Source organism: Vibrio anguillarum (assembly GCF_001989995.2).
Taxonomy (GTDB): Bacteria; Pseudomonadota; Gammaproteobacteria; order Enterobacterales; family Vibrionaceae; genus Vibrio; species Vibrio anguillarum.
This window is the reverse complement of record NZ_JAHGUP010000014.1, coordinates 1-11,985: the sequence shown is the minus strand read 5'-3', so window position 1 is coordinate 11,985 and position 11,985 is coordinate 1. Positions and strand designations below refer to the sequence as shown.

10 protein-coding genes are annotated in these 11,985 nt (G+C 42.6%); 6 read left to right on the top strand and 4 right to left on the bottom strand.

All coding sequences use genetic code 11. The features are described 5' to 3' along the window. Nucleotides 1-52: 52 nt before the first annotated feature. Nucleotides 53-403: a hypothetical protein gene (locus tag PL85_RS02800; RefSeq protein ID WP_026027570.1), complete on the bottom strand. Its 351-nt coding sequence runs from the start codon at nt 401-403 to the stop codon at nt 53-55. Between the two features lie 124 nt (nt 404-527). Next, the gene (locus PL85_RS02795; RefSeq protein WP_115340318.1) at nt 528-1,724 is read right to left on the bottom strand and encodes a multidrug effflux MFS transporter; all 1,197 of its coding nucleotides are present in this window, start codon (nt 1,722-1,724) and stop codon (nt 528-530) included. A 134-nt stretch (nt 1,725-1,858) separates the two neighbouring features. Between PL85_RS02795 and PL85_RS02790 the strand changes: the two genes are divergently transcribed. Next, the gene (locus PL85_RS02790) at nt 1,859-2,743 is read left to right on the top strand and encodes a LysR family transcriptional regulator (RefSeq protein ID WP_174223887.1); all 885 of its coding nucleotides are present in this window, start codon (nt 1,859-1,861) and stop codon (nt 2,741-2,743) included. A gap of 215 nt (nt 2,744-2,958) precedes the next feature. Continuing rightward, nucleotides 2,959-4,791 carry a putative bifunctional diguanylate cyclase/phosphodiesterase gene (locus tag PL85_RS02785; protein ID WP_013868105.1) on the top strand — a complete coding sequence of 611 codons (1,833 nt, stop codon included), beginning with the start codon at nt 2,959-2,961 and terminating at the stop codon, nt 4,789-4,791. Nucleotides 4,792-4,843: 52 nt separating this feature from the next. Here the strand turns inward: PL85_RS02785 and PL85_RS02780 are convergent, their stop codons facing one another. Beyond that, the gene (locus PL85_RS02780; protein ID WP_017050287.1) at nt 4,844-6,151 is read right to left on the bottom strand and encodes a peptidoglycan DD-metalloendopeptidase family protein; all 1,308 of its coding nucleotides are present in this window, start codon (nt 6,149-6,151) and stop codon (nt 4,844-4,846) included. Nucleotides 6,152-6,337: 186 nt separating this feature from the next. Continuing rightward, complete coding sequence (locus tag PL85_RS02775) at nt 6,338-6,637, bottom strand: isoamylase early set domain-containing protein (protein WP_026028657.1); 300 nt, start codon at nt 6,635-6,637, stop codon at nt 6,338-6,340. A gap of 211 nt (nt 6,638-6,848) precedes the next feature. Between PL85_RS02775 and PL85_RS02770 the strand changes: the two genes are divergently transcribed. The 4 genes from PL85_RS02770 to PL85_RS02755 all read left to right on the top strand — a co-directional run. Beyond that, nucleotides 6,849-8,510, top strand: coding sequence for a SulP family inorganic anion transporter (locus PL85_RS02770; RefSeq protein WP_019281935.1), 1,662 nt, complete (start codon nt 6,849-6,851; stop codon nt 8,508-8,510). Nucleotides 8,511-8,861: 351 nt separating this feature from the next. Beyond that, nucleotides 8,862-10,238, top strand: coding sequence for a YjiH family protein (locus tag PL85_RS02765; protein WP_026027937.1), 1,377 nt, complete (start codon nt 8,862-8,864; stop codon nt 10,236-10,238). 201 nt (nt 10,239-10,439) lie between these two features. Next, nucleotides 10,440-10,907 carry a putative pterin-binding protein gene (locus tag PL85_RS02760; protein WP_064626470.1) on the top strand — a complete coding sequence of 156 codons (468 nt, stop codon included), beginning with the start codon at nt 10,440-10,442 and terminating at the stop codon, nt 10,905-10,907. After that, nucleotides 10,907-11,985 (top strand): GGDEF domain-containing protein (locus tag PL85_RS02755; protein ID WP_194573134.1); only part of this gene is annotated, 1,079 nt, incomplete at its 3' end. The genes PL85_RS02760 and PL85_RS02755, both read left to right, overlap by 1 nt.

Genomic DNA, 11,985 nt, shown 5'->3' with positions numbered 1-11,985 from the left:
AAAAAGAACAAAAACAAGACTTGAGTCACAAAATAAAGTAATTAATTTTCAGTTAACCGCGTTTAGGCTGCTTATAGGTTTTACCAGCAGCCAAGTAAGTTTCTTTCTGCTTAACTTCAAACATGGTTTCAAAAAACCAAGCAACAAACTTAATAACGTCATCGCCTTCATTCATAATGTGTTCGACAAACTCTTCTTCTTCACCTTGCTCATTTTCTTGCAACACGACGTGGTAAATGCGTTGCTCCCCATCCACTTCGGCTAAAGCAAACTGACCCACTAACGATAAGGCTGCTTCAGCAATATCTTGATCTTCAAATACTTTCAGCATATCTAACGCTTGAGGAAGTGTTTTTTGCTCGCACAAGCTTTTGACTAATGCTTGAAATTCATCTTGTTGCATTGATTTTTCCGTCGAATTAATGTCGCCGAGATTATACCTCAAATTATTTCTCTTGTGCCGACATGTACGATGTAAATGCACCACTAGACTTAAACCGCTTCAAACCGGAAGGGTATAAACAGCATTAAGCGAATTTGGTTTGACGTAAGCGATAGGAAGAACACAACACCAAAAACATAGCGCAACTGGTTACTAAATAGAACCAGCCTAGCGACATCTGACTCGTGATCCATCTTTCCACCAAGTATCCCCCTAAAAATCCAGCTAAACACATTTGAATGGAGCCAGATAGAGCCGCAACGGAACCCGCTTGAGTTTTGTGTGGCCCGAGCAGCATGCTGGTGGATAACGGAAATGAGATACCTTGCGCAATCGTTAACCAAGTAAATCCCCACACTAAATTGAACACGCTCATCGGTGTTATCAGTAACCAAACACCGGCAAAAGCCATAATGACAATCGCCAAAGCAAGTAAACGCTGGGATGAAAAACGATCATTGAGTAAGTTAACGGCAACACTGCCTATCATCAAACCCGCGGAAGGGACGATCATTACAGTTCCATAATCAGCGGCCGTTAAACCCAACTTGTTTTGCAAGAGAAAAGGCAGCACCGACAGAGTTACTAAGCTAGATAAATAGCTGATCCAGTTGTAACTGGCACTGGTCAGCACTTGGGAATTTGTCAAGAGTAGCAAGTAGTTATGCAATACGGCCTTAGGTTGAAACCGATGTTTCGCGTATGGCAACGTTTCTGGCAATATCCACCAACCTAAAATAAAAATGGTACAGATATACATTAATACGAACACAAACACGGACTGCCAACTTAAATGAAAGGCAAGCCACCCACCGAGTACGGGGGCAATAATTGGCATAATTGAGGCGGTGATGGCGATGTAAGAAAGCGCCTTTGTTAATTGCAGACCATCATAACTGTCACGCAGCACACTGCGGCCAAGAACAGAAGCACTTCCCGCGCCAAGCCCTTGCAGTAGGCGACCAGCAGTCAACGCATGAAAATTATCCGAAAAACAGACACACAATACTGTACCGGCCAAGTAGATCCCCTGCCCGAGTAAAAATGTCGGGCGTCTACCAACCGCATCAGACAATGGCCCGTAAAAAAGCTGTGACATTCCAAACGCCACTAAAAAAAGCGTGACGAGCCATTGAATACTGGCTTGGTCAACCATTAAGTCTCGGCTGATCAACGGCAGTGCAGGTAAATAGATGCTCACCCCAACTTGGCCCGTGGCAATGATCATCATCGCCAATAACATCGGCGTCTTTTTAAATGGTGTGCTAGCGAGAGTTTTCATGGGTTGCTAAGTGAGCTCTTATCGTCGGTAGATGTGGTGTCAAAATACGTTTTCAGTATATATTGGCAACTCAGATTTGATAATAAAGCACTCAGGAAATGAATTAGTTCCAATGAGGAATGAGTAGGGTAACGATGGATTGGATACCAAATGTAAAAACATACATGCGAGTGGTTGAAGAAGGCAGCTTTAACGGCGCGGCACGTAAGCTCAATACCACCAGCTCAGCCATCAGTAAACGAGTACATTGGCTGGAAGAGAAAATTGGCGTGCAGTTACTTAAGCGCACCACACGAACGGTGACACAAACCGAAGCGGGTGCTCTCTTTTATGAGAGAGCAAAAGCACAACTTGAAAGTTGGCAATCGGTGGTTGATGAAACACGATCTGTCAGCCAAACTCCCGCTGGCCTGCTAAAAATTGGGGCGACACTCTCTGTGGGCTCAAAATTTTTGGTGCAGTATTTAGATGAATTTCTACAGCGCTACCCTGACATTCGAATCCAACTGACCACAACAACTCCGGGGCAATTGCCCGAACTTCACCTTGATTTATTCATCAGCCGAGAAATTGACCAACTCAACTCCCTCAGTTTTAAAGCCTCACCCCTATTTGAACATAGGGCCGGCTTTTATGCTTCTCCTAACTATATTGAAAAATATGGTATGCCCAAATCTGCCGAACAGCTTCAGCAGCACAATGTCTTGATTTGGGGAGAACACACAACGCGCGAATTAAAAACCTCAACGGGCAAACGCCTATCGTTATCGGGTAATTTCGCGACAACCAATCCAGAAGCACTTTTCTATGCAGGCAAAAATGGCATGGGAGTGATTGTCACCAACGACGTGATGGTCAAAGAAGAGCTACGTTTGGGCAATCTGGTACGTTTGCTACCCGATATCACCGTTGATCAAGCAACGGTTTACGCTTATTACCCTAAACTTGATTATCAACACACTCGAACTCATTTATTTCTCAACTACTTAAAAGAAAAATTAACGAATGAAGCTAGGTAACTAAATTGGGGTTACGTCTATTTCCATCACACAATTGTCCACCAGAGCAAATTTATCCTAGACAAAAAAGTACTCATAAAACTCTGCAACTAAGCCGCTGAATAACCAATATTTTATTTTTTTGCGTCTCAAGTACCCATCATTGCGAGTGGCAAAACTGCACAATGTCGACCATAGTCACTAAGTGCATATTCTAAAAAAACAGAGTACGACATATGACTAAAACATCATTGGCTAGGGATGCAGTTAGTCTAAACACCATTAACGAGCTCATGCTGCTCGATGGCTCTGAGTTACATGATCGAGCCACATTGGTGCTGCATACACATTTTCAAACCTGCTGTACATGCATCGTCGAGTTAGACAAATGGCATTACAGAGCTCACACCTTATCTCATGCTGGTGAGACGCCAGACAACAACGACACGGGTTATCCGCTCAGGGGAACACCGTGTGAGCAAGTGTGGAAATCAAAACAGGAATACTGTCTGTTTCCATCACAAGTGACCAAAATTTTTCCTGATGACAAGTTTCTAATTGAAAATAAGATTGATGCCTATATCGGTATTCCACTACGTGCCAAGAATGGCGAAATACTCGGAATGCTCGTGTCTACCTTCTATTCTCCCATCGAAGATGAGGAATTCGTGATTGGCTACCACCGAATCATTGCGAACATAGTCGTTCACAGCCTGCGCAATAAGTGGTTGAGCGAACGCTCTGACAGCTTGGTTAATCAACTTAGTTACGAAGTTTCTCACGACAACCTGACCGATTTAATGAACCGCAGTTATCTAGCTGACAAATTAGAACGCTTAGTTGAAACAACCAATGAACCGTTTACTCTTGCTTATTTAGACATCGATAATTTTAAATCGATCAATGACTTATATGGGCACTATATTGGCGACCAAATCATTAAGTTTGTGGCTAATGCCATCATTAAAAGCGTTCCGGAAGAGAATTTGGCATTTCGAATCGCTGGGGATGAATATGCGTTTATCACCTTCTCTAATGATCCGTTGCAAATCTGCCGCTGTATATTGGATAAGCTAAATACAGGTTATGTCGATGCATCACATCGCATTAAAATTAGCTTAAGCATTGGCATTTCAAGGAAAACTCAAGAGACAATCACGGCCGATCAACTGATTCTCAATGCCTGTTTAGCACTCAAAGAGTGTAAGCAAACTCGCGGTAGTAATATCCGTTGCTATGATACCCATCTGAGTGACCAATACCATCGTCAAACCCAAATCACAGAAGCTCTACGCCGTGAACTCAATAAGTTAACCAGTAAAAATAGTGAACTATTTGTGGTGGCGCAACCGATCGTCAGTCGTCACCAAGAACAGTGGAACTATTTTGAGATTCTCACTCGCTGGAATAGCGAAACTCTGGGTGCGATTTCACCGATTGAGTTTATCGATACTGCTGAGCAGTCAGGTTTAATTGTGGAATTAGGAGAACGCATTGTTGAGCTGGCATGCCTAGCAAAAGTTGAGCTAGAGGAGGGCTTAGGCTACAAGGTAAAATTAGGACTTAACTGTTCGGCACATGAACTGATCAACTCCAAGCGCTATCTCGAACACTTAATGCAAACCATTACTCAATACGGCTTTGAGCCTAATGAATTCACAATTGAGCTCACCGAAACAGTACTACTTTCACAAACCAGTGAAGTTAGATACATCTTAGATAAGCTCAGACTACTTGGTTTTACCATCGCGCTTGATGACTTTGGCACTGGCTATTCGAGCTTGAATTACATCCATAGCTACCCCATCGATTGCATTAAAATTGATGCCACTTTTATCAAAAACATGGTGTGTAACGAAACAGCGGAGCGCGTAGTTTGGTTGATTATTCAATTGGCAAATCAACTTCGAGTTGATCTCGTCGCAGAAGGGGTGGAGAACCAAGAAGCTCTGGAGAAACTCTATGCTATGGGCTGTGAACAGATCCAAGGTTACTATTTTTCAAAGCCAGAAACACCGCACTCTATCGTGACTCACTGGAACAACATGAGCCATGTACGGCGCGCATAAAAAACCCTCACTCTGAAAGTGAGGGATTACTAATATCCATTATGCTATCACATTAAGACTCTTGGTCAGCCGAAGACTCACTGGTGGCATACCGCAGTTCTTGCTGCTGAAGCATAGAATCGAGTTCATTACGCCTTGCAACAAACCCCGCCATCTCTTTTTTAGGCACTGAGTTTGCCATTGGTATGTTGGCGGTCATGGCATTCACTGCGCGATCTCGAACCATCAGCTCATAATGCAGATGAGGCCCAGTGACTCGGCCCGATTGCCCAGATAAACCGATCCGCTCACCTCGCGATACTTTCTGACCTTTACGCACTAAAATTTTACTCAAATGCAAATAGCGTGTTTTGTAAGTACTGCCATGTTGTATCACCACGTAATTACCCGCATAAGGGTGCTTACGCGTCATGATCACCGTACCATCGCCAGTCGAGAATACCGGAGTACCGACTGGTACACCAAAATCAGTACCATTGTGCGGAGCCACTCTTTTTGTGACTGGGTGCAGGCGATGCGCATCAAAGTTAGAGGTAATGCGTTTATTTGTCGTCGGATAGCGTTGAAATGCGCGCTGTAAACTATCACCATTTTTGTCATAGTACTGCCCATCACGGTGTAAATAAGCAGAAACGTCTTTGCCTCGACTGTAGATTTTAATCGCTTGGATTTCACGATTGCCCGTCAATTTCTCACCGACAAATTGACGAGATTGAACCACTTCAAATCGATCGCCAACCCTAAGATCACGAGAGAAATTGAGTTTATCTTTAAGTAAAGAGACGATCTGTTCTATCTCAGCGCTGCCTAACCCTATCGAATTGACCGACTGAGAAAAACTGCCTTGGATCTCGCCAACCATGGCGAACTCTTTCCATACACCCGGTATTTTAACATCTTGAAACTCATAGGTACCATCATCTAAACGTGAATATACCGCGCGCTCGACTAGGCTAAATTCTAGCTCCATTTTGGAAAGCGCATTTCCATTTTGCGCTTTCCAAAACCTGAGGATGTTGCCAGGTTTTAACGTATCCAATGCGAGGTAGTTTAAATCGGTTTCCATAATCTTCATCAAGTCTTGGTAACCAAAGCCAAGTTGATTAAAGATAGTACTTAAATTGTCACCAGATTTAATCTCATATTCAAAATCCGGAAGATTTTTTACCTCAATAGCATCAGATAAAATCGACTGAACAATTTGAGTTTCGGTAATAGAGAGCTCAATTTGGCGCTGTAAGGAGCTATCCTGAATAGACGAGGAAAATGCGATGGCCGCGACAATCGGTAGGCCAATAATCGACGCTTTTTTTGGAAGTGAAAGCTCAGAAAAGCGCAGAATGAGAGAACGAGGAAGCACTATCTATCCTGTGGATTAAGTCAAAAGAGCCTCAAGATTAAGACTTTCTGTTTCAAAAGTCACCTATATCGTGTGATTCTATGGTCAAAAAAGGCACCGGAGTGCCTTATAATAAATCAACAATTACACGTAAAAATGAGTACTGTCCTAATCATATTTCACGCTTTCACAAGATTTATCAACAACCTATTGATAAGTCGTCACTAGGCTATTTTCTTCGCCAAAACCATTGGCAATGTACTGGTCAGCGCTAGGATCGTTAACCCATTGTTGGTCATCCAACAAGTAACGAAATTGAAATTCAGCATCTTTAGGTAAACGGGTTTTAAATTTAAAACTATTACTTTTCGCCACCTTTTTCATCGGTTCTGGTTGCCAGTCAAGAAAGTCCGCTACTATCGCAACATTGCCAGCCGTATCTGGGACGTCCACTTCAAAGGTCACTTCGACTTCTTCTTTTGTTTTAAAAAAACGTTTATTGATCATCACAAACTCCATCTCTGTATAAAAAACATCCTACCTAATGAATCATAAGAAAATAGACTCACATCCACAACTCTAAATAGTAAAAATTCCGCCGCCGAACCACTATATTTATAACCTCAGTTGAATATTCACCCCTCTTTACAGCATTTTAAATGAGCGTAGAATCCACCGCGCTTTCTATTTTCCCCTATTTTCAATAAGGTTATCAATTATGTTTGCCGTATATGAATCCTATAAAGCCGGTCTGCTACGACCAAAACAGTGGCTAAATAATATCAGTGCAGGTTTGATTGTAGGGGTTGTCGCTCTGCCACTGGCGATGGCATTCGCTATTGCTTCTGGCGTGAAACCGGAGCAAGGGATATACACCGCCATTATTGCAGGCGTTATCGTTTCACTGTTTGGCGGCTCGCGAGTGCAGATAGCCGGCCCAACGGGCGCTTTCATCGTGATACTCGCTGGAATTGTTAGCCAGTATGGGGTCAGCGGGTTGCAGATAGCCACTATGATGGCCGGTGTGATTCTATTGGTTCTGGGGGTCGCAAAACTCGGTAGCATCATCCGCTATATTCCTGACCCCGTAATCGTCGGCTTCACCAGCGGTATCGGTGTCATTATCTGGGTTGGGCAATGGCAAGAATTCTTCGGCCTCCCCAAGATCGAAGGTGAGCATTTTCATCAAAAATTAGTGTCTATTTTCCATGCCTTTCCGCAGATGGATTGGGCCACAACAGGCCTTTCGTTATTTTCACTCGCGCTGGTTATCTTCGGTCCTAAGATCCCGAAGCTCTCGAAAGTGCCAGGGCCACTGCTTGCTCTCGTCACAGTTACCGTGTTGCAATATTTTGTTGGCTTTGAAGGGATCCGCACGATTGGATCGGCTTTTGGAGGCATACCTCAAGGACTGCCAGAGTTTTCGCTTCCAGAAGTTAGCTTCTCTCAAATTATTCTATTGATTGGCCCTGCTTTTGCGATTGCCATGCTAGGTGCGATTGAATCATTGCTTTCGGCGGTGGTCGCCGATGGTATGGCGGGCACCAAACACAACTCAAACCAAGAATTAGTCGGCCAAGGTATCGCTAATATCGTTGCTCCTCTCTTCGGTGGTATTGCAGCAACAGGCGCCATTGCACGTACTGCAACCAATATACGCAACGGGGGGACAAGCCCACTTTCGGGCGTGGTGCACTCGCTCACTCTGGTCATTATCCTTATTGCACTTGCACCATTAGCCGTCAATATTCCACTGGCAGTACTCAGTGCGATTTTGTTCGTCGTAGCATGGAACATGAGTGAAGTTCCCCACTTTATTAAATTGGTTAAACGTGCACCCAAAGCCGATGTGGTTATTTTGTTGCTAACCTTTGGATTAACCGTGTTTGCTGACTTAGTTGTCGCCGTCAACATCGGGGTGATCATCGCTACCCTTCACTTTGTAAAACGTATGGCATCTAGTGTTGAGGTAAAAGCCAGTACACACCATGAGCTCAGTGCTGAGCTGCTTCGTCATGGGCAAACTCAGTTACCAAGAGAGCTCGCCGTTTATGCCTTAGAAGGCCCATTTTTCTTTGCTGCGGCTGAAACCTTTGAGCGTGTGATGAGCAGCATTCAAGAGCAGCCAGAAATTTTAATTATTCGCCTTAAATGGGTTCCATTTATGGACATTACTGGCCTGCAATCCATTGAGGAAATGATCGAAAACTTCCATAAAAAGAATGTGCAAGTGTTGATCTCTGGTGCAAATACTCGTGTTGCAATGAAACTGAAAAAAGCGGGGATTGTTGATTTGGTCGGTGAAGATAATTTCTTTAGTCAATTCGATGATGCGCTCAGCGTTAGCCTACAACGTTTGAATATCAGTACAGCTCAATAAAGCTCATTGGACCTATACATTTTTGGCCTTTAGCCTACGGTTAAAGGCCTTTGACTGACCCGTCCCTCTTACCTTAACCGCCCAATTTTCCTCAGCCCTCCTTAACTCTTTTTAAAACGCACGCCTCAACCACCAACAGATTATTAACCAATGCAACAATAACAAAACAAATGACCATGTTATCTGAGAATAACAGCTCTTTTGTTTGAATACTTAACCTTGATTAATGAATAGTATTGCAAGCCATCTTAAAAATAGATATTCTTGCCTGCAATGACTAAATAGAGCTATTTAGTGCATTTTTATGCCACAAGTTGGTGACTATTGACCCGCAGTAATACGAGACACGACATGCAAGATAACGCTCAAACTATTGAAGCTCCTGTAGCACCAACACAAAGTAGCTTTTGGATGTTTTTCATCCCTTCGTTAATTGGTCTATTTTTGTTTATGGCGCCAATTAGCTACCAAGGTGACTTAACCATTCCAGTTGCCGTCCTTGCTAAATCTATCCAAGCTATTTTGGGTGATTACCTTGTTGCAATAGTGACAGTGATCATCGCCTTTATGTCTGCAGCTTCCATTTTATGTAAAATTTTTCAACCTGCATTCATTACAAAGAGTCCTTTCTTAAATGGGCTTTTTAATCCATCTGCTCTTTGGTTAGCCGTCCGTGTATTTGGTGGTATCGCCGTCATTATGACGTTTTTCCAAATCGGCCCTAAGGCTATCTGGGAAGAAAACACTGGCGGTATGGTTCTTGAGGGTTTATTACCCACTTTATTTTCTGTATTTATTTTTGCAGGGCTTTTGCTGCCTTTACTACTTAACTTCGGGCTACTGGAGCTATTTGGTAGTTTATTAAGCAGAATCATGCGTCCAGTTTTCAACCTTCCAGGCCGTAGCGCAATCGACTGCATGGCTTCTTGGTTGGGCGACGGTAGTGTCGGTATTTTGCTGACCAGCAAACAGTACGAAAGCAAATTCTACACACAGCGTGAAGCCGCTATTGTTGGTACAACGTTTTCTGCCGTTTCAATTACCTTCAGCTTAGTCGTTATTGCGCAAGTTAAGCTAGAGCATCTGTTCCTACCTTTTTATGGCACCATTTGCCTTGCAGGCTTTGTTGCAGCGATCATCATTCCTCGCCTGCCACCATTAAGTTTCAAAAAGAACACTTATATTGATGGTACCTCTCCAGCTAAAGATGCCGATGCAGTTCCAAGCGGACATACCTCGTTCTCATGGGGGATGGAATTAGCACTGGCGAAAGCAAGCCAAGTTAAATCTGCGAAATCGATCTTCGCTGAAGGCATGCGTAACGCTGTTGATATGGTGTTTGGTGTGCTACCTGTCGTGATGGGCTTGGGTACTCTGGCTCTGATTGTTGCAGAATACACCTCTGTATTTTCTGTATTGGGCCAACCGTTTATTCCTTTTCTAGAATTACTTGGTGTACCTGAGGCTGTTCAAGCATCTCAAACCATTGTGGTCGGCTTTGCGGATATGTTTATTCCCGCGATTCTTGCAGCTTCCATTGATAATGAAATGACACGTTTCGTGATTGCGGCCATGTCAGTGACTCAGTTGATCTATATGTCTGAAGTGGGTGCATTAATGTTAGGCAGCAAAATTCCTGTCAACATCCTTGAGCTGTTTGTCATATTTATTCTGCGTACGCTCATTACACTGCCAGTGATAGCTGGTGTAGCACATCTCATTTTTTAGTAAACAATGCGGCAGTAACGGCACTAATAACATTTCAATATGCAAGTCCCCACTTATGTGGGGATTTTTTTGTTCTAAACTAAAGATTGATTCGACCAAATTAACAGAAATATAAATAGAAAATAATTTCATTGATTAAATTATCACCTTATACTTTTAGCCTATGCTCTAAGAAAAAAGCAGAAGTAAATAAGGTAGTTTATGATGAGATGGATAACCGCTTTACCACTTATTTTTTTCAGCTTATTTGTTCATGCTGCAAGCTTAACTATTACCCTCCCAAACCAAGATCGGGTTACTTATTCTCTTGCACAATTGGCAGAGATACTGCCTCGTGAAACCTTCACGACTCAGCTTCCTTGGTTACCAAAAGAAAATACTTTCACTGGTTTTAAAGTTATTGATTTAATTAATCATTTGCAAGTTGGACAGGTTTCTTCTGTATCATTTTTGGCCATTAATGATTACGCCGCTAATATTGCAATTGAAAACTTAACTCGCTATGAACCCATTATTGCGTATCACATGAATGGCGATGAAATGAAAATAAGAAACAAGGGGCCATTTTGGCTGATCTACAATCTAGATAAATATCCACAAATAGATAATGACATTTATTACACCCAAATGGTGTGGCAGTTAGAAAAACTATTGATTCACGGTAAATAATGAATTTTACAAAACACAGCACTTTACACCCCTTGTTATACCGGGCAAAAACACTGTTGATTGTCCTGTCAGTCGCCTTGATCGTCGCTAATTTGTATATACTTTCGACCACACGCTCTTTAGCCAACTCCTATACCGACCAACGTAACTATGCAACTTGGTATTTATTCCAGCTCACCAAAGAGTATTCTGAGCTGGTTGCTTCGATTCCTTATTACCTAGAGTCAAAGGAGAAGAGAGCGCACACTTGGTTGCAGTATGAGCTGATTTGGAGCCGTTTTGACTTGATTCTAACGAGTAAGGAATCGGATAATTTTATGGGTAGAACGGATTCCCAGCATTTCTTTAAGAACAACTTTGATGATTTCAAAATATTAGAAAGCTTATTGCTGGCCGTTAAAGATCAAAAGTCATTGGCTGTATTTGAAAAACATGCCCACTTGATTTACGACCAAGTTATCGGCTATGTAAACCAAAACTTTCAACTGCAAAGCCCTATCTATCTAGAGCAAAAAGAAAAAGCAAATAGGCTAACACAGGTACAATTTCTGCTGATGTTCTTGATGCTGGGTTGCATTGGCTTAGTTAGCTATATTTTTCATAAAGAAGCGGTTGCTCAGCGTACCTTAGCATTAACTGACCCTCTAACTGGGCTTGCTAACCGCCTTGCTATGTTTGAAGAGCTGAATCAAATTTCTACCAACAACCCCTTCTCTCTCTTTCTTCTCGACTTAAATGGCTTTAAGCCCATTAACGACCAAAATGGTCATAAAGCAGGGGACAGTGTGTTGCAGCAAGTAGCGTTTCGCTTAACACATTCGATTCCAACCTTTGATTATTCGGTATTTCGTATGGGGGGTGATGAGTTTGCCCTGATCATCCATAGCGTAGATGCGATGGAACTGAGCATTATGCAACGCCACATTAAAGCGTGTTTTAAAGAGAATTTCTTCGTGGATAATGGAGTGGGAGCAAAGCTTTCAACCAGTATCGGTATTGCCTCTTTTCCTAAAGATTCAGCCAATATTAATCAATTAATACATATTGCGGATAAGAATATGGGCTCTTCTCCGCTTAG